This window comes from Pseudomonas sp. rhizo66, from assembly GCF_031931925.1.
Classification (GTDB): domain Bacteria; phylum Pseudomonadota; class Gammaproteobacteria; order Pseudomonadales; family Pseudomonadaceae; genus Aquipseudomonas.
Map to the genome: position 1 here is coordinate 143,967 of NZ_JAUJWZ010000010.1, position 26,129 is coordinate 170,095.

Genomic DNA, 26,129 nt, shown 5'->3' on the forward strand with positions numbered 1-26,129 from the left:
AGACAAGCACCTACAGGAGTGTTCACCGTGAGCCGCCTGCTATTGAATTGCGACATTGGCGAGAGCTTCGGCAGCTGGACCATGGGTCTGGACGCCGAGGTCATGCCCTTCATCGATTGCGCCAACGTGGCCTGCGGGTTCCACGCTGGCGACCCAGGCATCATGCGCAAGACCGTCAGCCTGGCGTTGAGCCACGGCGTGCAGATCGGTGCACACCCGGCTTATCAGGATCTGGTCGGTTTCGGTCGCCGCTCCATGGCGTATTCGGCGCAAGAGCTGCAAGACATTCTGCATTACCAGATCGGCGCCCTCGACGGCATCTGCAAAGCCCAGGGCGGGCGCGTCAGTTACGTCAAACCCCATGGCGCGATGTACAACGACATGATGGCCAACCCGGCGCAATTGCGTGCGGTGATTCAGGCGGTAGCCGCTTACGACCGCAGCCTGCCGTTGATGCTGATGGCCACCCGCGACAATTCGGCAGCGCAGCAGATCGGCGATGAGTATGGCGTGACCCTGTGGTTCGAAGCCTTCGCCGACCGCGCTTACGACAGCGCCGGCAAACTGGTTTCACGGCAACTGCCGGGCGCGGTGCATCACGACCCGGAGAAAATCATCGAGCAGGCCCTGACCATCGCCCGTGGCGACAACCTCACCGCCAGCGACGGCAGCGCCTTGCTTCTGCATGCCAATACCCTCTGCGTACATGGCGACAATGCCAGTTCAGTAGCCGCCGTGCAGCGCATTCGCGAGGCCTTGAATCAGCAGCGTGCCTCATGAACCCAAGGGTTGAAGTGGTGGCACTGGATTGTCTGATGCTGCGTCTGTTCGATGAAATCGCCGAAGCCAACATGCCGTGGATGCTCGCTGCCAGTGAGCGTTTGCGTGCGGCATTCGGCAAGCAACTGATTGATCTGGTGCCGTCCTATACGACGTTGATGGTGCACTACGATCTGACTGCACTGAGCCCGAACCAGGCGCGGGAATTGATCGCCGAAGCGTTGATCGACCTGTCGCCGAATGCGCGAGCCGCTGGCCAGTGCCATGTGCTGCCGGTCTGGTATGACTTGAGCGTCGGCCCTGAGTTGAGCTTGCTCGCCGAGCGCAGCGGTCTGGCGCTGGCGGAGGTGATCCGGCGGCACAGTGCGCGGGAGTATCAGGTGTTCGCCCTCGGTTTTGCCCCGGGCTTCGCCTTCATGGGACTGGTCGAAGAGGTTCTGGCCGCGCCACGTCTGAACACACCCCGCAAGAAAGTCGCTGCCGGCAGCGTCGGCATTGCCGAGCGGCAAACGGCGGCCTACCCGGTGGTATCCCCCGGTGGCTGGAACCTGATTGGCCGCACCCCGGCAAAACTGTTCGACCGCGATCGCGATGGCTACAGCCTGATGCAACCGGGTGACACGGTGCGATTCGAAGCGGTCAGTCATGCCGAGTTCATCAATCTGGGCGGTGATGACACGCCACTGGAGGCACTGGCATGAGCCGACTGACAATTGAAGCGAGTACGCCGCTGTGCCTGTTGCAGGACGCGGGACGTTTCGGCGTGCGGCATCTGGGCGTCACCCAGGGCGGCGCGGCGGATTGGTGTTCGATGGGCTGGGCCAATTGGTTGCTCGGCAACGAGCTGGATGCAACGGTGATCGAAATCACCCTCGGCGGCTTTGCCGTGGTGGCCGAGGAGGCGTGTTGGCTGGCCTTGGCTGGCGCAGATCTTGGCGCGCAGATCGACGGTCAACCGCTGGCGCCGTGGCGCAGTTTCAAGTTGGGTAAAGGACAGAAGTTGCTGTTCACGCAGCCGTTGCTCGGTGCCCGGGCTTATCTGGCGGCGCCCGGCGGCTTCGAGGCCCCCAAGGTCTTGGGCAGCAGCGCGACAGTGATGCGCGAAGGGTTCGGCGGTCTGGATGGCCTGGGCTTGCCGTTGGCCAAGGAGGCGGCGCTGAGTTATCGCGGTGAAGCGGTGTTGCTTCGCGAAGTGCCTTTGGCGTTACGGCTGGATTTGAAATCGAATGCGCCGCTGGATCTGGTACTCGGCGCGCAGATTGGCCAGTTCAGCGGGCAGAGCCTGTTTGATGTGTTCAACACGACCTGGGCTGTGGACAGTCGCGCAGATCGCATGGGCATTCGCTTGTTGGGCAGCGCCTTGCACTATCAGGGGCAACCGATGATTTCCGAAGGCATTCCACTCGGGGCGGTGCAGGTGCCGCCGGACGGGCAACCGATCGTGTTGCTCAATGATCGTCAGACCATTGGTGGTTATCCACGCTTGGGGGCGCTGACACCCTTGGCCCTGGCGAGGCTGGCGCAATGTCTCCCGGGTGACAGGGTGCGGTTCACGCCAGTCATGCAAGAGCGTGCATGGCAAGACCATATCAACTACCTGAAGTCCTACTTGTAATTGACCGTATTTCGGACTGAAGACCGAGACGTTTCCTGACACTTTGGTAAGTCGCCCTACATCACGCGTCGAGAGGTTGTGGAACTATCGGTCTTCATCTTTTACAAGGAAGTTACAGATGCGTTTTATGAAAGTGATGGCCCAGTCAGAGGGCGAGTGTGCGAACCGTGTCGATGGGCACATTGTCGGTTTTTATGAGGAAGTGGGCAGCGTGCCGGTTTATCGGGCGAGCATTGATCGTTTCTACAATGTGCAACGACTGGACGCCGAAGATGCCGGTAATCAGGACACCGTTGAGCGTATCGAGACATTCATGTCCACCGCAACGGTCGACATGATGCGTATGTTTCACTGGAATCACCGCACGGAGGCGAGTGGTGAAGCCATGGAGCTGATGACCGTGGAGACCAATGCGGGTGCAGAGGTGAAAAGCGTAAGGTTTCGCTTTCTGGCGCCAGAGGGCGAAATGAAGAGTGAAGTGATCCTGAGTCCTGAAACGGACATTGAAAAAAATCGCAGGGTAGCGCTGGAAAATGGTGGGGCGAAAGTTCTCGCCAAAGGGAAGAAAAAACGCCGCGGGCAAAAAACGACTGCTGTCGGCCCCGCGATTCTCGACACCTCTTTCATGGACCGGCTCTGCAAGTCTTATCTCGCGACAGGTTGGTAAATCCGCGAGCCTGAAAGGCAGCCGCTTTCATGCGGTTTGCCTTTCAGTATTTACCTTCGCAATCTTACTTGGACAAAAACCGGATCCCTTCCTCAAGCCCACGCAACGTCAACGGATACATCTGATCCTCGATCAGATCCCGCACGATATTGGTCGATGAGGTATAGCCCCAGGTATCTTTCGGGTACGGATTGATCCAGATGAGCTTCTTGTACTTCTCCATGAACCGCTGCATCCAAACGTAGCCCGGCTCTTCGTTCCAGTGCTCGACACTGCCACCAGCCTGTGTGATTTCATACGGCGCCATGGCGGCGTCACCGATAAAGATCACTTTGTAGTCGGCGCCGTACTTGTGCAGCAGGTCCTGGGTCGAGGTGCGCTCGGAGGTGCGGCGCATGTTGTTCTTCCACACCGATTCATAAATGAAGTTGTGGAAGTAGAAATACTCCAGATGCTTGAACTCGGTCTTGCAGGCCGAGAACAGCTCTTCGCAGATCTTCACGTGGGCGTCCATCGAGCCGCCGATGTCGAACAGCAACAACAGCTTCACCGTGTTGCGCCGTTCCGGGCGCATCTGGATATTCAGCAGGCCGGCGTCCTTGGCGGTGTGGTCGATGGTGCCGTCGATGTCCAGCTCTTCCGCCGCGCCCTGACGAGCGAACTTGCGCAGACGACGCAGGGCGACCTTGATGTTGCGCGTGCCCAGTTCCACCGAGTCGTCGAGGTTCTTGTACTCGCGCTGATCCCAGACCTTCACCGCTTTGCCCTGGCGTTTGCCGGCATCGCCGACTCGAATTCCCTCTGGGTTGAACCCACCGGAGCCGAACGGGCTGGTGCCGCCGGTGCCGATCCATTTGTTGCCGCCGGCGTGGCGTTCCTTCTGTTCTTCCAGACGCTTCTTGAACTCTTCGATCAGCTTGTCCAGACCGCCGAGGGACTGGATCTGCGCGCGTTCCTCGTCAGTCAGCGAACGCTCGAACTCCTTGCGCAACCAGTCTTCGGGAATCAATGCCTGCAAGTGATCGTCGAGCTTTTCCAGGCCATTGAAGTAGGCGCCGAACGCGCGGTCGAACTTGTCGAAATGGCGTTCGTCCTTCACCAGAATCGCCCGCGACAAGTAATAGAACTCGTCCATGTCGGCGAAGGTCACGCGCTGTTTCAGCGCGTTGATCAGGTCGAGCAACTCGCGCACCGACACGGGCACTTTGGCTGCACGCATTTCATTGAACAGGTTGAGCAACATGGCGTCAGCCTCTTAGCGGGTGCCGCGACGGCTCATGAACGCCAGGCGCTCAAGCAGTTGCACGTCCTGTTCGTTCTTCACCAACGCACCGGCCAGTGGCGGAATGGCTTTGGTCGGATCGCGTTCACGCAAAACCGCTTCGCCGATGTTGTCGGCCATCAGCAGCTTCAGCCAGTCCACCAGTTCCGAGGTCGACGGCTTCTTCTTCAGACCTGGCACCTTGCGTACGTCGAAGAACACGTCCAGCGCTTCGCTGACCAGATCCTTCTTGATGTCCGGGTAGTGCACGTCGACGATTTTCTGCAGGGTGGTGCGGTCGGGGAAGGCGATGTAGTGGAAGAAGCAGCGGCGCAGGAAAGCGTCCGGCAGCTCTTTCTCATTGTTGGAGGTAATGATGATGATCGGGCGCTTCTTGGCCTTGATGGTCTCGTCGATCTCGTAAACGTAGAACTCCATCTTGTCGAGTTCTTGCAGCAAGTCGTTGGGGAACTCGATGTCGGCCTTGTCGATTTCGTCGATCAGCAAAATGACCCGCTCCTCGGACTCGAAAGCCTCCCAGAGCTTGCCCTTCTTCAGGTAATTGCGCACGTCGTGGACTTTTTCATTACCCAGTTGCGAGTCGCGCAGACGGCTGACCGCATCGTACTCGTACAGGCCCTGATGCGCTTTGGTGGTGGACTTGATGTGCCAGGTGATCAACTTGGCGCCGAACGATTCGGCCAGTTGCTCGGCGAGCATGGTCTTACCGGTGCCCGGTTCGCCCTTGACCAGCAGCGGCCGCTCCAGCGTGATGGCGGCGTTGACTGCCAGCTTCAGGTCATCGGTGGCGACGTAGGCCTGGGTGCCTTCGAACTTCATCTGCTAATCCTCGAACGGTAACGCCGACCTGACGGGCAGGGCGGGGGCGAAATAATCGGATGCCCGACTATAACGCGCAGCCCGGTCGACTGTGAACGCAGACGGCTTATTCAGTCTCTGAATGGGGCGTCACATGTTGACTCGGTCTCGGCCTGACGCCAGACAACACGGTTGTGGCGAGGGAATTGGTCTCCCATTTCAAAAAACTAACCCGCATCCGGCTTCGGTCGTTCATACCGCGCATTGAAAGCCTGGATGAAACCATTGCGCAAAATCTGCAAAAACGCTTCGAACGCGCTGATGTTTTGCTGATGCACGTTACCGCTGAGTTCGACCTTGGTGGCGAACTGGTTTTTCGCCTGGTTCTTCAGCACGGTTTCCGAGCCGCCGACGATGGCTTCCCAGACCGAGCGGAAGATGCTTTTGTTCTTGTTTTCCACGTCCTGCTGCCAATTGAACACTTCGACGTCGCGCAGTAGGGGTTTGATGTAGCCGTTGACCTGGGCTTTTTTGGCTTGGGCTTCGATCACCACATCACCGTGACCGGCATTGAAGTCGAATTTGCCGTAGGCCGAGGCGAAGTCGTTCATGCTTTTGAGTTCGATATCTTTGGCGCGCAGGCGGAACTGGAAGTCTTCAAAATTGCTCAACGGGTCGAAGGTGGCAGTGGTTTCCAGTGGCGCATGGCCGAGCAAAAGCGCTTTGCCTTCGAAGCGCGCGTCACGTTTGCCCTGCTTGTCGACCACGTTGGTCAGGTTGTAGATGCTGGCCTCGACGTTGGTGGCGTTCATATTGACCGGTGGCTTGGAGTTGAAATTACGGAAAGTGATTTTGCCCTCCTGAATCTGGACCTCGTCGAGAGTGATCGGCAGCAGCTTCCCCAATTGCGCACGCCAGTCAGTGCCCTGACCAGTTTGGGAGTTCTGTTTGTTGGCCCCGCCATCGACGAAGTTGACCTCAGGTTTGACGAACTTTACTTGCGCTACAACGGCGTGGTCGTACCACAGCGAATGCCAGCTGACTGCCAGATCGATCAGCGGCGCGTTGACGAACGGTACCGGAACCTTGCCATCGACCTTGACGATCTTCAGTCCATTGATTTTGTAGGCGCCGCGCCATAGGGCCAGATCGACATCAGTGATCTGGCCCCGATAGTCACCCATGTCCGCCAGTTTGCCGTTCAGGTAGTCACGCACCATGTAAGGCAGGGCGATATGCAGTGCGATCAACAGCACAACGACGACGGTGAAAATCCCTAGTGGCCAACTGTAGCGACGCTTCATGACAGCATTTCCCAGACGATGTAAGCGATTGACTGTTACGTCGCGCAGTCGTTCGACCCGACTGGACTGCGCCAGGCAACAGGCATACCTTGGAAGGCTGAATTCAACGCTGCATAAGGACCCAGCCATGAGCCGTATTTTTGCTGACAACGCCCATTCCATCGGTAATACGCCGCTGGTGCAGATCAACCGCATCGCACCGCGAGGCGTGACTATTCTGGCCAAGATCGAGGGGCGCAACCCCGGTTATTCGGTCAAGTGCCGGATCGGCGCCAACATGATCTGGGACGCCGAAAGCAGCGGCAAACTCAAGCCGGGCATGACCATTGTCGAACCTACGTCGGGGAACACAGGGATCGGTCTGGCCTTTGTTGCCGCGGCCCGTGGTTACAAGTTGATGCTGACCATGCCGGCTTCGATGAGCATCGAACGTCGTAAAGTCCTCAAGGCTCTGGGCGCCGAACTGGTGTTGACCGAGCCGGCCAAGGGCATGAAAGGCGCGATTGAGAAAGCGGCTGAAATCGTCGCCAGCGACGCCGACAAATATTTCATGCCGGCGCAGTTCGATAATCCGGCCAACCCGGCCATCCATGAAAAGACCACCGGTCCGGAAATCTGGAATGACACCGACGGCGCCGTCGATGTGCTGGTCGCGGGCGTCGGCACCGGCGGAACCATCACCGGCGTTTCGCGGTATATCAAGAATACCCAGGGCAAACCGATTCTCTCGGTGGCTGTGGAGCCGATGTCGTCGCCGGTGATCACCCAGGCGCTGGCCGGTGAAGAAATCAAACCCAGCCCGCACAAGATTCAGGGCATCGGTGCCGGTTTCGTCCCGAAGAACCTGGATCTGGCGATGGTCGACCGGGTCGAGCAGGTCAGCGACGAAGAGTCCAAGGCCATGGCGCTGCGCTTGATGCAGGAAGAGGGGATTTTGTGCGGCATCTCTTGTGGCGCCGCCATGGCAGTTGCGGTGCGTCTGGCAGAGACGCCGGAAATGCAGGGCAAGACCATCGTCGTGATTCTGCCGGACTCCGGTGAGCGTTATCTGTCGAGCATGTTGTTCAGCGATCTGTTTACCGAACAGGAGAATCAGCAGTAACCGCGTTGATTCAGATCAGCCGGGGTTCAGGATCTTTATGCTAATAAATGCTTTGTTGCGCAATTCTTAACACTGAATCTTGTGTAAGGCGGGTTTTGCCCGGCGCCGGTAGTGTTTATCATGGCCGGCTGTCATGTCGGGTAAAGGGCATTGCGCAGCGTTGTTTTTATTCAAGGAGTCGTTGATGACCTTTTCGTTAGCCGCCAAGGTGTTGGTGTTGCTGCTGTTCGTGGGCAGCATCCTCTATGTGCATTTGCGCGGCAAGGCGCGTTTGCCGGTTCTGCGCCAGTTCGTCAACCACTCGGCGCTGTTTGCTCCGTACAACGCCCTGATGTACCTGTTCTCCGGCGTGCCGTCCAAGCCGTACCTGGATCGCAGCAAATTTCCGGAACTGGACGTGTTGCGCGACAACTGGGAAACCATTCGCGACGAGGCCATGCACCTGTTCGACGAGGGCTATATCCGCGCCGCAGAAAAGAACAACGACGCCGGTTTCGGCTCGTTCTTCAAAAAGGGCTGGAAGCGTTTCTACCTCAAGTGGTACGACAAACCGCTGCCATCGGCTGAAACCCTGTGCCCGAAAACCGTGGCGCTGGTCAGTGCGATTCCCAACGTCAAAGGCGCGATGTTTGCGTTGTTGCCGGGTGGCAGCCACTTGAACCCGCATCGCGATCCGTTCGCCGGCTCCCTGCGTTATCACCTGGGCTTGTCGACGCCGAACTCCGACGATTGCCGGATTTTCGTCGATGGTCAGGTTTACGCCTGGCGTGACGGCGAAGACGTGATGTTCGACGAAACCTACGTGCACTGGGTCAAGAACGAAACCGACCAAACCCGCGTCATCCTGTTCTGCGACGTCGAGCGTCCGCTGAGCAACCGTCTGATGACCCGTATCAACCGCTCCATCAGCGCTTTCCTCGGTCGTGCTACCGCACCGCAGAACCTCGACGACGAACGCGTCGGCGGGATCAACCAGGCCTACGCCTGGAGCAAGAACTTCAGTGACAGGTTCAGTGGCGTGGTCAAACAGTGGAAGCGCCGTCATCCGAAGGCCTACCGCGTGATGCGGCCGGTGCTGGCGGTGGTGGTGTTGACGTTGTTGGGGTATTGGCTGTTTGGTTAAGGCTGGATCAGGCAATAAAAAACCGCTCCTTGTGAGCGGTTTTTTTTATGAGGAGAAGGTGAACGAGTTGCCGGCGAGAACGCCTCCGGGCTCGTCTACGACTGGACTCATCAACGTTTCTCTGATTCGGTGCAACTCCCGCTCAGACAATTTTCCGGATGAGCGTTTTCTATCAGCTTTTATCGATCTGGCGCCATTTTTTTTTAACGGCAGCCTTCATGGTGCCTCCGGCGTTGATCATTAAATGAGCAGTTGTTCGATACTAGTCTTAGTCAATTAGCCCTTGTCCCCATGGTTGGGTGTCGCCATCGCAATCCAGCCTATTCACCTTGCGTCCAGTTGTCCCTGCCGGCCCTTTGCTCAAATCATTGCAATCCATGTCGCCCGCTGGTTATAGTCGGCGCACGTGAGACGTATGCCTCACCCTCCAACCCTTCAAAAAAGATCTGCGCAAATGCCTGCATCCCTCATCAACGCGGTAGTCGATTCAGCGGTCAACGCTGGCGTCGTGCCGTGCGGGAATCAGCAGCCCAAGCAGATCAGTCATTACCCTCCACCTGTCAGTAGCACGCCGGTGTGCGCAGTCGTATCACCGCCGGGCGTTGGCGTTTCGGGCTGATCGGCAGTTTCTGCTGCTCCCTGCGCCCGCCAGAAAAACCTACTGAATTTCAGCTTCGGCTGAGTTGGCTTCTTGCCTGACTACAGGTGGTATTCATGTTTGTCCTGTCGAAAAAATCCGCGCTCGCGGCCGCGTCCACGAGCCTGTTCGTTCTGCTGTGGAGCAGCGGCGCGATCTTCTCCAAATGGGGCTTGGCCCATGCTTCACCGTTTGCCTTTCTGCTGATTCGCTTTGCGATCGCCTTGTGCGGATTGGTGCTGCTGGCGCCGTTGCTCAAACTGAAGTTGCCCAAGGGCGGCAAACCAATGATGTTTGCGATCGCCACCGGCGTGGTGTTGTTGGGGGCCTATCAGATTTTCTATTTGCTGGCCCTGGACAGCAGAGTCACCCCGGGAGTGATGGCGACCATCATGGGAGTGCAGCCGATTCTCACCGTGGTGTTGATGGAGCGACAGCGTTCCGCGAGCCGAATGTTCGGTCTGGCGCTGGGGCTGGCCGGTCTGATCATGGTGGTTTACCAAGGCATTGGTCTGGCCGGGATGTTGTGGGCGGGGATGCTTTGGGGTTTGCTGGCGCTGGCAAGCATGACGCTGGGCTCGATCATGCAGAAGCGCATCACCGACAATCCCCTCGGTACGCTGCCGGTGCAATACCTGGCCGGGCTGTTGTTGTGCGGGATTTTCGTGCCGTTCCAGCCGTTCCACTTTGAGCACAGCACAGGTTTTATCGTGCCGGTGTTGTGGATGGGGCTGGTGGTCTCGGTGCTGGCGACGCTGTTGCTGTATCGGCTGATTGCACGGGGCAATCTGGTGAATGTCACCAGTTTGTTCTATCTGGTGCCGGCGGTGACGGCAGTGATGGACTATCTGATTTTCGGCAATCGCCTGGCGGCGTTAAGTGTGCTGGGCATGCTGTTGATCATTGTCGGTCTGGCTTTTGTCTTCCGTAAAACCGACTAGCTGACAGGCGGGCTCACTCCCACATTGGAATGCATTCCCCTGTAGGAGTGAGCCTGCTCGCGATAGCCATTTCAGCAGCGCCAGAGGTCTAACGGGCTGTCACCTGAGAAGCTTTCACCGCCGCCGGCTTCAACACCAGCCACAACGCCGCCGCAATCAACACCCCGCCATAAATGTGCGCCATCGACAGCGGCTCATCCAGCAACAACGCCCCCCACAGCACGCCGAACGGCGGAATCATGAAGGTCACGGTCATCGATTTCACTGGCCCGATCGAACTGAGCAGGCGGAAATAAATGATGTAGGCGAACGCCGTGCAACCCAGGCCCAGGCCCAGCAGCGACAGCCAGACATGCCAGCCGCCCCAACTGAGCGGCGGTGCGGTGATCACGCTATAGCCGAACAACGGCAACAGGAATAATGTCGCGCCGAGCATGCTGCCCAGCGCCGACAGACGACTGTCCAGACCTCCGGCCTGATCGAGCCAACGGCGCGCGAGGAAACCGGCAAAGCCGTAGCAGGTCGTCGCCAGCAAGCAGGCGAGGGCGCCCATCAATAGTTGCATGTCAAATGCCACGGGGCCGGCGCGGGTCAGTACGCCAACGCCGAACAGGCCGAGGAACACCCCGCCCAGTTTGGCAGCGGTAAGTTTTTCACTGAAGAACAACCCGCCGATCAGCACGCCCATCAACGGCGTGGTGGCATTGAAAATCGCCGAGTAGCCGGCCGGCAACACTTGGGCCGCAACCGAATACAGCGTCGCCGGAATCCCTGAGTTGATCACGCCCAGCAGCATCACGGTTTTCAGTTTGCCTTTGAAATCCCAGCGTACGCGCATCAGCCCAAGGATCACCAGCAGGCCAAGGGCCGCAATCGACACGCGAAAAAAACCGGTCGGGATCGTGCCGATCACCGGCGCAATAATGCGCATGAACAGAAAACTCGCGCCCCAGATGGCCGCCAGCGACAACATACGGAAAATATCGACAGGGCTCACGGCGGGGTCTCCTTCCTTGATCGGGACGAGAGTGTTGCCGAGCGCCCTGACGAAGGCAACCGCTATTCGGGCATTGAACTGTTCGCTCAGATCACAAAGCGTGTCACCAGACCGTTGAGATCGACGGCCAGACGCGACAGCTCCTGGCTTGCGGCCGAGGTCTGGGTGGCGCCAGCGGCGGTCTGGGTCGAGAGATCGCGGATGGTCACCAGATTCTGATCAACTTCGCGCGCCACCAAGGCCTGTTGTTCGGCCGCGCTGGCGATCACCAGATTGCGCTGGTTGATCTGCGAGATCGACGCGGTGATTTTCTCCAGCGCCTGACCTGCGCTGTTGGCGCGGCGCAACGTCTGTCCGGCCTGCTCGGCACTGCTCTGCAACGCGCCCACCGTCGACCCCGTGCCTTGCTGGATGCTGCTGATCATCAGCTCGATTTCTTCGGTGGAATTCTGCGTGCGTTGTGCCAGCGAACGCACTTCATCGGCGACCACCGCGAAACCGCGCCCGGCTTCACCGGCGCGTGCCGCTTCGATCGCCGCATTGAGCGCCAGCAGATTGGTCTGCCCGGCAATCCCGCGAATCACTTCCAGCACTTTGCTGATGTCCTGTGCCTGCGTGGCCAGGCCCTCGGCTTGTGCAGATGCACCGAGTACGGCGTCGACCAGTTCCTGGATCGAACTGATGGTTTCGCTGACCTGCACATGGCCGTGCTTGCTGTCCTCGTTGGACGCGGCGGACGCTTCTGCGCTGGACACCGCGTTGGCCGCGACTTCGTCCACCGCCGTGCTCATCTCGGTGACCGCGGTGGCGGCTTGTTCGATCTGATCGTTCTGCTGTTGCAGGCCGCGAGTGCTTTGCTCCATCACCGAACTCATTTCCTCGGCTGCGGACGCCAGTTGCTGCGCCGATTCGCTGATGCCGCGAATGGTCGAACGCAGATTGCCCTGCATCTCGGCCAAGGCGTCGAGCAGATGCGCAGCCTCGTCTTTACCGGTGCTGACGATCTGGCCGCTGAGGTCACCGGCAGCAATGCGCCGCGCCACATTGAGTGCCTGATTGATCGGGGTGGTGATGCTGCGCGTCAACTGCCAGGCCAGCAGTAGCGTGGCAATCAGGGCAGCCACGATGATGGTCGCGACAATCCACAGTGCCTGTTGGTACATCGCAGCGGCGGCATCGGCAGCGGCATCGGCGCCTTGCTGATTGAACGCGATCATCTGCTCCAGGGTTTTGTCGAGCAGCGTGCCCTGCGGCGCCAGTTCATTGTTAAGGCGCGTGTAGGCCTGTTCACTTTGCCCGGCGTCGATCTGGCCGATGATCTGTTCGAGAATGCTCATGTACTTGGCGGTGTTGGCATTCAAGCCGTCGAGCATCACCCGTTCCTCTTCGCTGGTGAGCAGGGCTTTGTGATCGGCGAGGCGCTTGAGCAGTTCTTCGCGCTGCGCCTTGATGATGCCTTTGCTTCTGTCGCGCACGGCAGGCTGGGTGCTGCTGATCAGGCGCAAGGATTCGAGGCGAATGCTGGCGATGTTCGCTGCCGCGTCATGGATGCTCTCGATGCTCGGCATCCATGATTCTTCAATCACCGTTGCACTTTCGCGCAGGGTTTTCATCTGGCCCAGACCGAACAGGCCGACCACCACCAGCAGACCGGCCAAAACGGCAAAGCTCAAACTGGCGCGCAAACCTATGCGCAGATTCCGGATAGACATCAGTGTGCTCCTTGATCTTTGAGGGGGGAGGTCGTCCTCGTCAGCGAGGATCTTGTTAGGAGGCGGGTGCTGGCGGGGTATATATCAAAGTGCCACTATTTTGGTAAGACCAATCTGGGTTTGTCGCAGGCGGTCCGCTCAGTCGCAGCAAAGCCGCGTACTAGACGCGTCGGTCAGGTATTGGATCCGAAGGCCAGAGAATTCGCGGGCTGGGGCAGGGCGGCGAGAAGCACCGCTGAGGTGATTAACTGACCGAACGGTCGATTAAAAAACTTTGCAAAAAACTGTGTCGCTGTACAACCCTGACGCGGATTTGGCAGAAATTGCACTTCACGCACACACGCTTGCGTGGCTAAGCTCAGGCACAGGTTTTCCCCACGCACGCCGAGGTCTTAACTATGCCGCAACCATGGCCAGCCACCGACATCGCCCGCATGATCCTCGATGGCTTCGACGATTATCGCGAGCATTTCCGGCGGATCACCGATGGCGCACGGGAGCGTTTCGAGCAGGCGCGCTGGCAGGAGACGCAAACGGCGTCGGCGGCGCGGATCAATCTCTACGAAGAAAAGGTCGGCGAAACCATCGCTCGCCTGCGCGAATACTTCGATGATGAAACGCTGATGAACGTCAGTTGCTGGCCACTGGTGAAAAGTGCCTATATCAGCGTCATCGACCTGCGCTTCGACGATGAACTGTCCGAGACCTGGTACAACTCGATTTTCTGCGGTCTGTTCAGCCACGACCTGATCAGCGACGGCTGCATGTTCATCCACACCACCCGCCCGAGCCTGCGCCGTGCCCGTGCCGCGCAAACCCGCACCTACAAACCGCAGGGGCAGTTGTCGGGCATGCTCGCAAGCATTTTTGCCGATTACCGTTTCAGCGAGGATTACGCCGATCTGCCGGGAGACCTGCGCCGCCTCGAAGCGCAACTGCGCGAGAACCTGCCGGATTGGGTGTGCAAGGATCCGGAACTCAGCGTCGAGCTGTTTTCCTCGGTGCTGTACCGCAACAAGGGCGCCTACCTGGTCGGGCGCATCTACACCCGCGACGAGCAATGGCCGCTGGTAATTCCGCTGTTGCACCGCGAAGGGCGCGGGATTCAGATCGACGCGCTGATCACCGACGAAGCCGATGTGTCGATCATCTTCTCGTTCACCCGTTCGTATTTCATGGTCGATGTACCGGTGCCGGCGGAGTTCATCGGTTTCCTGCGGCGCATTTTGCCGGGCAAGCACATTGCCGAGCTGTACACCTCGATCGGTTTCTACAAGCACGGCAAGTCCGAGTTTTACCGCGCGCTGATCAATCACCTGGCCAACACCGACGACCAGTTCATCATGGCGCCGGGCGTGCGCGGCATGGTCATGAGCGTGTTCACCCTGCCGGGTTTCAACACCGTGTTCAAGATCATCAAGGACCGTTTCTCGCCGTCGAAAAACGTCGACCGCGCCACGGTGATCGAGAAGTACCGACTGGTGAAAAGCGTCGATCGGGTCGGGCGCATGGCCGACACCCAGGAGTTCGCCGATTTCCGTTTTCCGCTGAGCAAGTTTGATCCGGCCTGTCTTGAGGAATTGTTGGAAGTGGCGCCGTCGACGGTGTCGGTCGAGGGCGACACGGTGCTGATCCGTCACTGCTGGACCGAACGTCGCATGACGCCGCTCAATCTGTATCTGGAAAACGCCAACGATGCGCAGGTGCGCGAGGCGCTGGAGGATTACGGCCTGGCGATCAAGCAACTGGCGGCGGCCAACATCTTTCCCGGCGACATGTTGCTGAAGAACTTCGGCGTCACTCGACACGGCCGGGTGGTGTTCTACGACTACGACGAAATCTGCTTCCTGACCGAAGCCAACTTCCGCCACATCCCCGCGCCGCGCACGCCGGAGGACGAAATGGCCTCGGAACCGTGGTATTCGATCGGCCCGCTGGACGTGTTCCCCGAAGAGTTTCCACCGTTCCTGTTTGCCGATGCCGGACAGCGCAAGTTGTTCGATCAGTTGCATGGCGAGTTGTATAACGCCGATTACTGGAAAAGCCTGCAGGAGGCGATTCGGGCGGGGAAAGTCATTGATGTCTTCCCGTACCGCCGCAAAGGTCTGGATAACGAGTAGCCTTCTTAAAAACACCCTCACCCCAGCCCTCTCCCGGAGGGAGAGGGCTGGGGTGAGGTGTCTTGCGTCAAGCACCGACCTGAAAGAGCTTGGCGATTATGGCTTCGGTGATGCACGTTCAGGTCGGCGAAGCTGGCGAAGTCGACTCGGTCGGTCCCCTCTCCCTCGGGGAGAGGGCTAGGGTGAGGGCAGCAATCCCCCCTGACACGCCACAAATCCGCCAAATCTGCGACAATCCGCCCCCTGCATAAATAGACGACCGAATTGCCTACCCGATGACCGACGAATCGCCCTCCATCGACAAACTGCTGAAAAACCTCGATCACGCCATGCTCGCCGACCGTCACCGGCTGCGGCGGCAGTTGCTTGAGCTGCGCAAGAAACCCGACGAGGCCAAGCTGGCTCAGTGGGTGACGCGCATGCAGGCGTCCTGTGATCAGGTGCTGGCTCGCCGTGCCAGCCTGCCGGTGATTCGTTACGACGACAGCCTGCCGATCGCCGCCAAGCGCGATGAAATCAAGTCTGCGCTCGAGAAACATCAGGTGCTGATCATCGCCGGCGAAACCGGCTCGGGCAAAACCACCCAGTTGCCAAAAATCTGTCTGGAAATCGGTCGCGGTCAGCACGGTCTGATCGGCCACACCCAGCCGCGCCGGATCGCTGCGCGCAGCGTTGCCAGTCGCGTCGCCGAAGAACTCGGCACACCGCTCGGTTCATTGGTTGGCTACCAGGTGCGTTTCGAGGATCAAAGCGATTCCAACACGCTGATCAAGCTGATGACCGACGGTATTCTGCTGGCGGAAACCCAGAACGACCGCTACCTCGAACGCTACGACACGATCATCGTCGACGAAGCCCACGAACGCAGCCTCAACATCGACTTCCTGCTCGGCTACCTGAAAACCCTGCTGCCGCGTCGCCCGGACCTGAAAGTTATCATCACCTCGGCGACCATCGATCTGGAACGTTTCTCCAAGCATTTTGATGACGCGCCGATTGTTGAAGTGTCCGGCCGTACCTTCCCGGTAGAAACCTGGTATCGCCCGCTGACCCTGGAGCAGGACGAAGAGGGCAACCGCGTTGAGGATGACCTGACGGTGGATCAAGCGATCCTCGCCACCCTCGATGAAATTGCCGCTTATGAGCGCAGCGAACGTCGCAGTCCCGGTGATGTGCTGGTGTTTTTGCCCGGCGAGCGCGAGATTCGTGACGCCGCCGATATGCTGCGCAAGGCCCAGCTCAAACACACCGAAATCCTGCCGTTGTACGCGCGCCTGTCGCCGGCCGAACAGCAGCGGATTTTCCAGTCGCACCCGGGCCGTCGCGTGGTGCTGGCAACCAACGTCGCCGAGACCTCGCTGACCGTGCCGGGCATCCGTTATGTGATCGACAGCGGCACCGCGCGCATCAGCCGTTACAGCTATCGCGCCAAGGTTCAGCGTCTGCCGATCGAAGCGATTTCCCAGGCCAGTGCCAACCAGCGTAAAGGTCGCTGCGGCCGGGTAGAGCCGGGCATTTGCATTCGGCTGTACAGCGAAGAAGATTTCAATGGACGCCCGGAATTTACCGATCCGGAGATTCTGCGCACCAACCTCGCCGCTGTGATTCTGCAGATGCTGCATCTGCGCCTCGGCGAGATCACCGCATTCCCGTTCATCGAGCCGCCGGATGGCAAGGCGATCAGCGACGGTTTCAACCTGCTGCAAGAACTCTCGGCGGTGGATCGCAACAGTCAGCTGACCCCATTGGGCCGTCAGTTGGCGCGCCTGCCGGTCGACCCGCGTATGGGCCGCATGCTGCTCGAAGCAGCCAGGCTCGGCAGTTTGCAGGAAGTGCTGATCGTCGCCAGTGCCATGTCGATTCAAGACCCGCGCGAGCGGCCGCCGGAACGTCAGCAAGCCGCCGATCAGGCCCACGCGCAATGGAAAGACGTTGATTCCGACTTCGCCGGTTTAGTGAATCTGTGGCGCGGATTTGAAGAGCAGCGCCAGGCACTGACCGCCAGCCCGCTGCGCAACTGGTGCCGGAAGAATTTCCTCAACTATCTGCGTCTGCGCGAGTGGCGCGATTCCCATCGGCAGTTGAGCCTGATCTGCCGCGACATGCAGCTGAGCCTGAACAAAGAGCCGGCGGATTACGCGAAACTGCACAAAGCGGTGCTGGTCGGCTTGCTCAGCCAGATCGGGCAGAAAACCGAGGACGGTGATTACCTCGGCGCGCGTCAGCGACGTTTCTGGATCCACCCGTCGTCGGGCATTGGCAAGAAGCGCCCGCAATGGCTGATGACCGCCGAACTGGTAGAAACCACCAAGCTCTACGCGCGGATGGTCGCCAAGATCGATGCCGACTGGATCGAGCCATTGGCCGGGCACCTGATCAAGAAAAACCACTTCGAACCGCACTGGGAAAAGAAGCGCGGCCAGGTCGTGGCCTATGAGCAGATCACTCTGTTCGGGCTGATCGTGGTCGGCCGCCGCCCGGTGCATTACGGCCCGGTGGATCCGGTGGTTTCCCGTGAGCTGTTTATCCGTGAAGGTCTGGTGCGTGGCGAAATTCAATCGAAAGCCAAGTGCCTGACCGCCAACAAACAGTTGCTCGAACAGCTCGATGAACTGGAAGCCAAGGCCCGTCGTCGCGATATTCTCGCCGACGAAGAAACCCTGTACGCGTTCTACGACGCGCGCTTGCCGGCGGAGATTCATCAGACCGCGACTTTCGACAGTTGGTACCGCATCAACAGCCAGAAGAACCCGCAACTGTTGATCATGCGCGAAGAAGACGTGCTGGCCCGCGAAGCCAGTGAAGTCACCGCGCGGGATTACCCGGACACGCTGCACATCGGCGATCTGGAACTGGCGCTGACTTATCACTTCGAGCCCAATCATCCGCGCGACGGCGTGACTCTGCGCGTGCCGGCCCCGCTGTTGCCGATGCTGCCACCGGAACGCCTGGAATGGCTGGTGCCGGGGCTGATCGAGGCCAAGTGCATCGCCCTTGTGCGCAACCTGCCGAAAGCCTTGCGCAAGAACTTCGTGCCGGTGCCGGACTTCATCAAGGCTGCCTTGCAACGCATGACCTTTGCCGAGGGTTCGTTGCCGCAGGCGCTTGGTCGCGAATTGCTGCGCATGACCGGCGCTCGGGTCAGCGACGAGGCGTGGGCCGAGGCTGAGCAAGGCGTGGAGGGGCATCTGCGGATGAACCTGGAAATCGTCGACGGCCAAGGCAAATTCCTCGGCGAAGGCCGCGATCTGGCGGAGTTGACGGCGCGGTTTGCCGAAGCCAGTCAGGCCGCACTGGCGGTGCCGCAGAGTGCGAAAAGTCAGCAGCCGGTGGAGGCGAAAGTCTTCGCGCCGGTGGCGGAAAAGACTCAGCAGAAGATCGCCGGGCTGTCGATGACGGTGTATCCGGCGCTGGTCGAAGAGGGCGGTACGGTCAAGGAAGGGCGCTTCTCGACCCCGGCCGAGGCCGAGTTCCAGCATCGTCGCGCCTTGCAGCGCTTGTTGATGCAGCAATTGGCTGAGCCGGCCAAGTTCCTGCGCGGCAAGTTGCCGGGGCAGACCGAACTGGGCTTGCTCTACCGCGAGTTGGGTCGCGTCGATGCGCTGGTCGAAGACATTCTGCTGGCCAGTCTCGATAGCTGCATTCTGGAAGGCGAAGACCCGTTGCCCCGCGACGGCGCCGGGTTGGCGGCACTGGCCGAGCGCAAACGCGGCAACTGGACCGAGCACGCCGAGCGCGTGGCCCGGTTGACCCTGGAGATTCTCAAGCTCTGGCACGGTCTGCAAAAGCGCTTCAAGGGCAAGATCGATCTGGCCCAAGCCGTCGCGCTGAACGACATCAAGCAGCAAATCGGCAATCTGGTGTATCCGGGGTTTGTCCGCGAGACGCCGATGCAGTGGCTCAAAGAGCTGCCGCGTTATCTGAAAGCCGTCGAGCAGCGCTTCGAAAAGCTCGGCGCGCAGGTGCAGAAGGATCGGGTCTGGAGCGGCGAACTCGCCGGCCTCTGGTCGCAATACCAGACGCGCGCGGCCAAACATGCGCAGGAAGGCAAACGCGATCCGCAGCTTGAGCTGTATCGCTGGTGGCTGGAGGAATACCGGGTGTCGCTGTTCGCCCAGCAGTTGGGCACCAAAGTCCCGATCTCCGACAAACGCCTGAACAAGCAGTGGAGCCAGGTCGAACCGTAACGTTGATCGTTCCCATGCTCTGCGTGGGAATGCCTCTGGGGACGCTCCGCGTCCAGTGACGCGGAGCGTCACGGGCTGCATTCCCACGCAGGAGCGTGGGAACGATCATCCGTGTCGATCTTGAGAAAGGCGCCAAAAGTCCGCGTTTATGGCAAACTTCGCGACCATAAACGCCGGTTTCGCGACCTAGAGCCCTCGGCCGTGTCGCGCGACGGAATAAAGCGATGCCAGGTTTGCGTCCCCCGGATGGGAATAGACCCTTTGTGTGTTGGTACGACGGTTCCAGCACTTTCTGCCTGAACAGATTAGAGAAACGACCATGCATAACGTCGTCATCAGCGGCACCGGCCTGTACACCCCGGCCAACAGCATCTCCAACGAAGAGCTGGTGCAGTCTTTCAATACCTACGTCGCCCAGTTCAACGCCGACAACGCCGCAGCCATTGCCAGCGGCGAAGTCCAGGCCTTGACCGAATCCAGCGCCGCGTTCATCGAAAAAGCCTCGGGCATCAAGAGCCGCTTTGTCATGGACAAGGATGGCATCCTCGATCCGCAACGCATGGCCCCGCGTCTGCCGGAACGCTCCAACGACGAATGGTCGGTGCTTTGCCAGATGGCCATCGGCGCTGCCGAACAGGCCCTGCAACGCGCGGGCAAAACCGCCGCTGATATCGACGGCGTCATCGTTGCCTGCTCCAACCTGCAGCGCGCCTATCCGGCCATCGCCATCGAAGTCCAGGAAGCCTTGGGCATTCAGGGTTTTGGTTTCGACATGAACGTGGCCTGCTCCTCGGCCACCTTCGGCATCCAGGCTGCGGCCAACAGCGTGCAACTGGGCCAGGCCCGGGCAATCCTGATGGTCAACCCGGAAGTCTGCACCGGGCACCTGAACTTCCGTGACCGCGACAGCCACTTCATCTTCGGCGACGCCGCGACTGCAGTGATCATCGAGCGTGCGGACACCGCGACGTCCAAGCACCAGTTCGATGTAGTCAGCACCAAACTGCTGACCAAGTTCTCCAATAACATCCGCAACAACTTCGGCTTCCTCAACCGCGCAGCGGAAGAGGGTATCGGTACCCGCGACAAGCTGTTTGTGCAGGAAGGCCGCAAGGTGTTCAAGGACGTTTGCCCGATGGTTGCCGAGCTGATTGGCGAACACCTGGAAGAGAACCAGCTCAACGTCGGTGACGTGAAACGCTTCTGGCTGCACCAGGCCAACCTGAGCATGAACCACCTGATCGTGCGCAAGTTGCTGGGCCGCGAAGCCACCGAGGAAGAAGCCCCGGTGATTCTCGACACCTACGCCAACACCAGCTCGGCGGGTTCGGTGATTGCTTTCCACAAATATCAGGATGATTTGGCGAGCGGTTCGCTGGCGGTGCTGAGTTCGTTCGGTGCCGGCTATTCGATCGGCAGCGTGATCCTGCGCAAGCGTTGAAAATAGGTTTAATTTCCTCTTAATCGCGCCGAACTTTCCTACATCCGAATCGGCTCAAACGCTGTAATTTTTCGGAAATGGCGGCAGGTAGAGACCTGCCGCGTTTATTTCCGGGATCGGTACAAGGGGATTGATGGATGGCGGCTGACGACACCCAACTGCTTGCGCGTCTGCTGGCGGGCGAGCAACAGGCTTTCAAGGAACTGGTGACGACGTACCAGAGCGCCATGCGTGCCGTGGCGTATGCGATTGTCGGCCAGCGACATGTCGAAGAAGTGGTGCAGGATGCCTGGCTTTCGGTGGTGCGCCACATTGCCAGCTTCGAAGGTCGTTCCAGTCTCAAGACCTGGCTGTTGACCATTACGGCCAACTCGGCCAAAAGTCGTTATAAACAAAATCGCCGGGAAGTGTTGATGGATGATTTGCCATCGCCCCACGGCACGATCGACGACGACCGTTTTTCTCCCGGTGACGGCCATTGGCTGGTCGCCCCATTCGCCTGGCACCAGGACACACCCGAAGCGCTACTTACTGAAGGCGAACTGCGCGAGTGTCTGGAGCACACGCTGCTAAGCCTGTCGGAACTGCAAAGCAGCGTTTTGCTGTTGCGTGAACGCCAGGGGCTGGAGCTGGAAGAGATCTGTAATCTTCTGGAGATCTCGCTCTCCAATGTCCGTGTGCTGCTGCATCGTGCGCGGCTGAAAGTCTTCGCGACCGTGGAGCATTTTGAGGAGACAGGAGAATGCTGACCTGTAAGGAGCAAGTGGCGCGCTCCAGCGATTATCTCGATGAGCAATTGAGCTTTCGCGAAAAGTGGATGGTGCGTCATCACCTGATGTTTTGTCCGAACTGTCGGCGTTTCATTCGACAGATGCGTTTGATGCAGGCCACGTTGAAGGCGCTGCCGGAGAAACCGGTAGAAGGCGTCGAAGAACTGGCCGAACGCCTGGCCGAGCAACGACGAAAAGATAACCCCCTGTAGGAGCTGTCGAGTGAAACGAGGCTGCGATCTTTTGATCTTGTTTTCAGGATCAAGATCAAAAGATCGCAGCCTTCGGCAGCTCCTACAGGGGGTTTTTGCATCCTGCTGAAATAACCCGGTGCGGGTGAAGCGAACGGATGATGGGGATCGTCCCGCCCGCACCGGGCTAAAGGGTGAAGCGTTTTAGAACTTGGCTTCCGCGTCCAACTGCAAGGTGTTGGCGTCAGCGTCACGCTGGGTACGGCTGGCGAAGTCGGCCTTGGTCAGGAAGTACGTCGCGCCAATGGCGAAGTTCTTGTCGATGTCGTAACCGACCTTGAACTTGTGGCCACGGGAACCGGTGGTGCCGTTGGCGAAGTCGGAGTCGGTGAAGGCGCCGACTACGGCGTTGCGCTGCACGTCGCGGTAGTTGTAATCGAGGTTCAGGCCGAAGACTTTCGACTTGGCACCCAACAGCCACGCGGTGTCCTGATCGGTCACGGCGTCGTTGTTCTTCACGTACTGGCCGTAGAACGACAGGGGCATTGGCAGACCGCCGATGTCGACCTGGCTGAAGCCTTCATACAGACGGAATTCGTTGTTGGCCGAGTTGCCGTTGACCGCCAGGGCGCACGGTGTGGAAGTGCCGGTGCAGCGGCTGTCTTCGTCGTTCTGGTAGGCGTAGACACTGCCGCCCAGGGTCACTTTCAGGTTGTCGGTGATGTTGAAACGGCTACCCAATTGGCCAGCGGTCAGGCGCAGGTCGTGACGGAACTGCACGCCGTCGCCGTCGACGTTGTCCTTGAGGTTGTAGTTACCCAGGCTGCCGAACAGTTCGGCGCTGCTGCCCAGTGGATATTTGTAGGTAACGGCCAGACCTTCCGGGTTGATGTCGCTGTCCCAGATCACGTCGCCCATGCTGACCCACGGCTGGAGCATCTTGCCGCCAATGATGTGCAGGTTCTTGATCTGGTCAGGGTGGTAGTCGATGTAGCCCAGATCCAGCCAGATCTGCTTCTTGTCGAAGTAGTTGTCCTGATCCTGGTTGGTCGAACGGGCATCGTCGCCGCCGCCAGTGGCGATACGAATACCGGTGTCGACCTGCGGGTTGATCTCGGTGTAGGCACCCAGACGGGCACGGATGCGCTGACGGTCCTTGTCGCGGCCGCCGTTGTTCGGTTCGCCGTCGATCTTGATGGTTTCCTGACGGATACGCACATCGCCCTTGAACTGGGTCTTGGCCGCCCAGGCCAGTTTCTGATCGAAGACGCTTTGCTCGTTGGTTTTCTTCGCAACAGCGGCGACTTGTTCGTTGGTCTCTTGCTGCGCCTGCTGCGCGATTTGCTGAGCCTTCTGATCCTTGGCCAGTTCAGTTTGCAGTTCGATGTACTGCGCCTGGGAAATGGAACCGTTAGCCTTGAGCATGTCGAGCAGTTTGGCGTCGACTGCAGCACTGGCCGGAACACTCATGGCCAGCAACAAGCCACCGCACAGGGCCGCCGCAGTTTTCGTGGAAGCAAGACGCATAGCAATCTCCGAAGATGAGAGGGGATGGCACAGCCATCCGGGGCACAACCGACGATTCGAACGTCGGAAAACAGTGTCCGGGTAGAACCCGGCGCTCTAAAAACAGGCGCCAGTATCGCGATGGTTTATGACAGGGCAGTGGCACAGTGATGGCAGGTTGATGACGAGCGGGCGATTGAAAAGTCATTCCTCCAAGCAGATAAGAGCGACAAACGTCTATATCGACTATTGAGTTGCTGAATCGATAAACCTGTAAGTTCTGACAGTGGCGGGCAATGCTGGATTGATGTTTGATTTGAAGGGATCAAATAACGGTTTTCGAGCATTTCTCTTTTTGCCGAAAACGACCAGGTAATCCGGGACGGGAGGCATTCAAATGAATAGTCAATTTAGCGCTTTAATTTCATCGGGTGATCTTGATGAAAGTTTCAACGGAGGTCGTGTTCTAACCTTTCGTTTTTACGAGGGTGAGACCGCTGCTGCATATGACGTTGCAATAGGTTCCGATCGGCGTATTTATATTGCCGGTACTGTTGAGGGGCGCTTTGCGATAGTTGTTCTGAATCCAGACGGCTCTTTCGCTGAAGATTTTGCCGTTAACGGTATTCTGCTGGATTCCTTTTTCGGCGCTGAACGTTCGACCGGTTTCCGGATTGCGGTGGACGACGATCGGGTGCGTATTCTGGGGACGACTCAAGTGTTGAAAGAGGGCGTTATCAGATATTGCCCAGCCGTTGCCAGCTATCGGTTGAATGGGGTTCGGGACACGGCATATGGAAGTGATGGGTACCAGGTTATCGATCCGGATTTCGCAGATGGAGATCTTCGTTTCATGGATCCTCGGTGGGCGCCAAACTGGTCTTTCGATAACGGGAAAACCTACGTGGCGGCGTTTCGCCTAGCCAACGGTCTCTCTACTGTCTTGACGTGTCTTGACCGGAACGGCCAATTTGATAAGCAGTTCGGAGTTGCCGGTACCGGGACTGTCAATATAAAACACCCTCGCGGTGCACAACTTGATCGTGTCCGAGCAACACCCGAGGGTATTTATCTGGCTGGTTCCGTCGATGGTGCAGATGGAGTTGGGGCACTATGCAGGGTTTCTCTTCGTGGGGAAGTAGATTCCAGTTATGGCGAGGATGGGTTCACTGTATTTGAAGGTCACTATTCGGAAGTCAAGAGTCTACCTGACACGGGTAACCCAACGTTATTAACGGTGGGGCGTCACGCAGATATTGAAAGCGGAGATTTTATCCGTCATCGAGGCGCATTGCGCAGTTTTGTCGTTGATGGCTCTCCTGATAAAAAATTTAATAACGGTGATCCGGTATTCACCGAAATAAACTACTCAACGGATTGGTATCACGGTGCGGTACAGGAAGACGGGCGGATTCTTGCAATGGGTTATGCATCGGATCCACGACCTTCAGATGTGCTGCAGTCCAGAGATGTTTTGACTCCTGCTCGTTATAACGAAATGAGCGAAAATAGGGTACTGCCCTCATCAAGCCTTGCACTTTGCCGTTTTCTAAGTGACGGCGCTTTGGATAGCAGTTTTGGTAGAGAGCATAAGGGATGGATTGCCTTCAATATTAATGAAAACGCCTATACGGGAGGCATCGCAGTGCAGGAAGACAACGCAGTTGTCGTTGTAGGAACCACGGGTGACGGTCGTGTGTATGTAGTGCGGTTCAAGGGCTGACTCTCTGTTTCCCCGACTTTGATCCCTTTCGATGTGGTTTATTGTTTTGGCTTGGATTGAAGATCGGGGATACTCGGTGGTGAGAGGGGCATCCATCGAGAAACGAAATGACGTTGCACGTTTATGAAAGTTTATCGGCAGTAGCAGCACAAAGCTGGGATGCGCTGGTGCCTGAAAGCCAGCCCTTTCTGCGCCATGCTTTTCTCAGTGCACTGGAAGACAGTGGCAGCGTTGGCCCTCACACCGGCTGGCAACCTGAGCATCTGCTGCACATCGAAGATGATCGTCTGATCGCCGCGTTACCCAGTTATCGCAAGTGGCATTCCTACGGCGAGTACGTGTTCGATCACGGCTGGGCCGACGCCTGCGCCCGCGCCGGCATCGATTACTACCCCAAGCTGTTGAGCGCCGTGCCGTTCAGCCCGGTCAGCGGCCCGCGCTTGTTGGCGGCCAATGTCGAAGACGGTTTCGAACTGCTCAAGAGCCTGCCTGGTTACCTGGAGATCGAAGGGCTTTCCAGCGCACACATCAACTTCACGGATCCTTTCACCGACGCTGCAATGGCCGAACAACCGGGCTGGCTGCAACGCATCGGCTGTCAGTATCACTGGCAGAATCGCGGGTATCGCGACTTCCAGGATTTCCTCGATGTACTCAGTTCGCGCAAGCGCAAACAGATGCGCAAGGAACGCGAGCAAGTGGCGGGGCAGGGCTTTGAATTTGAATGGCTGGAAGGGCGCGAGCTGGACGAGGCGCAGTGGGATTTTGTTTATGCCTGCTACGCCAACACGTATGCGGTGCGGCGTCAGACGCCCTACCTGACGCGGGAATTTTTCAGTCTGCTGGCCGAGCGCATGCCCGAGGCGATCCGCGTAGTACTGGCCAAACAAGGCTCACGGCCAGTGGCGATGGCCTTCAGTCTGGTCGGTGGCGACAGTTTCTACGGGCGCTATTGGGGCTGTCTGGCGGAATTTGATCGGCTGCACTTCGAGACCTGTTTTTATCAGGGCATGGATTATGCGATCGCGCAGGGTTATCAGCGTTTCGATGCCGGCGCCCAAGGCGAGCACAAGCTGATTCGTGGCTTTGAACCGGTGATCACCCATTCATGGCATTACCTGCGCCATCCGGGGTTGAAAGCGGCGGTGAAGGATTTCCTGAAACAGGAACGCGCTGGCGTTCTGGCCTATGCCGAGGAAGCAAAAACAGCCTTGCCCTATCGCCAGACATAAA

The 26,129-nt window shown here is 58.6% G+C and carries 21 protein-coding genes; 15 read left to right on the top strand and 6 right to left on the bottom strand.

From position 1 onward, the window contains the following. Positions 1-27 precede the first annotated feature (27 nt). The 4 genes from QZR14_RS14145 (at position 28) to QZR14_RS14160 (ending at position 3,062) form a co-directional block, all read left to right on the top strand. Positions 28-780: a 5-oxoprolinase subunit PxpA gene (locus QZR14_RS14145; RefSeq protein WP_311996902.1), complete on the top strand. Its 753-nt coding sequence runs from the start codon at positions 28-30 to the stop codon at positions 778-780. Continuing rightward, positions 777-1,481 (top strand): 5-oxoprolinase subunit B family protein, encoded by a 705-nt coding sequence (locus QZR14_RS14150; RefSeq protein WP_311996903.1) that lies wholly within the window; start codon positions 777-779, stop codon positions 1,479-1,481. Before QZR14_RS14145 ends, QZR14_RS14150 begins: the two co-directional genes overlap by 4 nt. Then, a complete protein-coding gene (locus tag QZR14_RS14155) occupies positions 1,478-2,395 on the top strand; it encodes a biotin-dependent carboxyltransferase family protein (RefSeq protein ID WP_311996904.1) in 918 nt (305 codons plus the stop codon). Before QZR14_RS14150 ends, QZR14_RS14155 begins: the two co-directional genes overlap by 4 nt. 118 nt (positions 2,396-2,513) lie before the next feature. Next, the gene (locus QZR14_RS14160; protein ID WP_311996905.1) at positions 2,514-3,062 is read left to right on the top strand and encodes a hypothetical protein; all 549 of its coding nucleotides are present in this window, start codon (positions 2,514-2,516) and stop codon (positions 3,060-3,062) included. 64 nt (positions 3,063-3,126) lie between these two features. On the opposite strand, the gene QZR14_RS14165 is transcribed toward QZR14_RS14160, so the two are convergent. The 3 genes from QZR14_RS14165 to QZR14_RS14175 form a co-directional block, all read right to left on the bottom strand. Further along, positions 3,127-4,305, bottom strand: a complete 1,179-nt coding sequence (locus tag QZR14_RS14165; RefSeq protein WP_311996906.1) for a vWA domain-containing protein — start codon at positions 4,303-4,305, stop codon at positions 3,127-3,129. Between the two features lie 12 nt (positions 4,306-4,317). Then, entirely contained in the window at positions 4,318-5,163 is an 846-nt protein-coding gene (locus tag QZR14_RS14170; RefSeq protein ID WP_007911294.1) for an AAA family ATPase, read from the bottom strand. A 206-nt stretch (positions 5,164-5,369) separates the two neighbouring features. After that, positions 5,370-6,446 carry a DUF748 domain-containing protein gene (locus tag QZR14_RS14175; protein ID WP_311996907.1) on the bottom strand — a complete coding sequence of 359 codons (1,077 nt, stop codon included), beginning with the start codon at positions 6,444-6,446 and terminating at the stop codon, positions 5,370-5,372. Between the two features lie 127 nt (positions 6,447-6,573). Between QZR14_RS14175 and cysK the strand changes: the two genes are divergently transcribed. From cysK to QZR14_RS14195, 4 genes are all read left to right on the top strand, one after another. Next, on the top strand, positions 6,574-7,548 hold the full coding sequence (gene cysK, locus QZR14_RS14180; protein ID WP_250603571.1) for a cysteine synthase A: 975 nt from the start codon (positions 6,574-6,576) through the stop codon (positions 7,546-7,548). 184 nt (positions 7,549-7,732) lie between these two features. Further along, the gene (locus tag QZR14_RS14185; protein WP_250603573.1) at positions 7,733-8,671 is read left to right on the top strand and encodes an aspartyl/asparaginyl beta-hydroxylase domain-containing protein; all 939 of its coding nucleotides are present in this window, start codon (positions 7,733-7,735) and stop codon (positions 8,669-8,671) included. Positions 8,672-9,125: 454 nt separating this feature from the next. Continuing rightward, complete coding sequence (locus QZR14_RS14190) at positions 9,126-9,290, top strand: hypothetical protein (RefSeq protein WP_162835961.1); 165 nt, start codon at positions 9,126-9,128, stop codon at positions 9,288-9,290. Between the two features lie 95 nt (positions 9,291-9,385). Further along, positions 9,386-10,249: a DMT family transporter gene (locus QZR14_RS14195; RefSeq protein WP_311996908.1), complete on the top strand. Its 864-nt coding sequence runs from the start codon at positions 9,386-9,388 to the stop codon at positions 10,247-10,249. Between the two features lie 88 nt (positions 10,250-10,337). On the opposite strand, the gene QZR14_RS14200 is transcribed toward QZR14_RS14195, so the two are convergent. Then, positions 10,338-11,246: a DMT family transporter gene (locus QZR14_RS14200; RefSeq protein WP_311996909.1), complete on the bottom strand. Its 909-nt coding sequence runs from the start codon at positions 11,244-11,246 to the stop codon at positions 10,338-10,340. Positions 11,247-11,332: 86 nt separating this feature from the next. Then, positions 11,333-12,958: a methyl-accepting chemotaxis protein gene (locus tag QZR14_RS14205; RefSeq protein ID WP_311996910.1), complete on the bottom strand. Its 1,626-nt coding sequence runs from the start codon at positions 12,956-12,958 to the stop codon at positions 11,333-11,335. A 398-nt stretch (positions 12,959-13,356) separates the two neighbouring features. Here QZR14_RS14205 and aceK point away from each other — a divergent pair, with 398 nt between their 5' ends. The 5 genes from aceK to QZR14_RS14230 all read left to right on the top strand — a co-directional run bounded on the left by aceK (position 13,357) and on the right by QZR14_RS14230 (position 21,688). Further along, positions 13,357-15,078, top strand: a complete 1,722-nt coding sequence (gene aceK / locus QZR14_RS14210; RefSeq protein ID WP_311996911.1) for a bifunctional isocitrate dehydrogenase kinase/phosphatase — start codon at positions 13,357-13,359, stop codon at positions 15,076-15,078. A 275-nt stretch (positions 15,079-15,353) separates the two neighbouring features. Next, on the top strand, positions 15,354-19,265 hold the full coding sequence (gene hrpA, locus QZR14_RS14215; protein WP_311996912.1) for an ATP-dependent RNA helicase HrpA: 3,912 nt from the start codon (positions 15,354-15,356) through the stop codon (positions 19,263-19,265). 319 nt (positions 19,266-19,584) lie between these two features. After that, positions 19,585-20,706, top strand: coding sequence for a beta-ketoacyl-ACP synthase III (locus QZR14_RS14220; RefSeq protein ID WP_311996913.1), 1,122 nt, complete (start codon positions 19,585-19,587; stop codon positions 20,704-20,706). 137 nt (positions 20,707-20,843) lie between these two features. Beyond that, entirely contained in the window at positions 20,844-21,455 is a 612-nt protein-coding gene (locus QZR14_RS14225; RefSeq protein WP_250603587.1) for an RNA polymerase sigma factor, read from the top strand. Then, positions 21,449-21,688 carry an anti-sigma factor family protein gene (locus QZR14_RS14230; protein ID WP_250603589.1) on the top strand — a complete coding sequence of 80 codons (240 nt, stop codon included), beginning with the start codon at positions 21,449-21,451 and terminating at the stop codon, positions 21,686-21,688. The genes QZR14_RS14225 and QZR14_RS14230 overlap by 7 nt, the downstream gene beginning before the upstream one ends. A 183-nt stretch (positions 21,689-21,871) precedes the next feature. On the opposite strand, the gene QZR14_RS14235 is transcribed toward QZR14_RS14230, so the two are convergent. Beyond that, entirely contained in the window at positions 21,872-23,194 is a 1,323-nt protein-coding gene (locus QZR14_RS14235; protein WP_007914428.1) for a putative porin, read from the bottom strand. A 376-nt stretch (positions 23,195-23,570) separates the two neighbouring features. Between QZR14_RS14235 and QZR14_RS14240 the strand changes: the two genes are divergently transcribed. Further along, on the top strand, positions 23,571-24,896 hold the full coding sequence (locus QZR14_RS14240) for a hypothetical protein (protein WP_311996914.1): 1,326 nt from the start codon (positions 23,571-23,573) through the stop codon (positions 24,894-24,896). A 107-nt stretch (positions 24,897-25,003) separates the two neighbouring features. Continuing rightward, the gene (locus QZR14_RS14245; RefSeq protein WP_250603593.1) at positions 25,004-26,128 is read left to right on the top strand and encodes a GNAT family N-acetyltransferase; all 1,125 of its coding nucleotides are present in this window, start codon (positions 25,004-25,006) and stop codon (positions 26,126-26,128) included. Position 26,129: the final 1 nt, after the last annotated feature.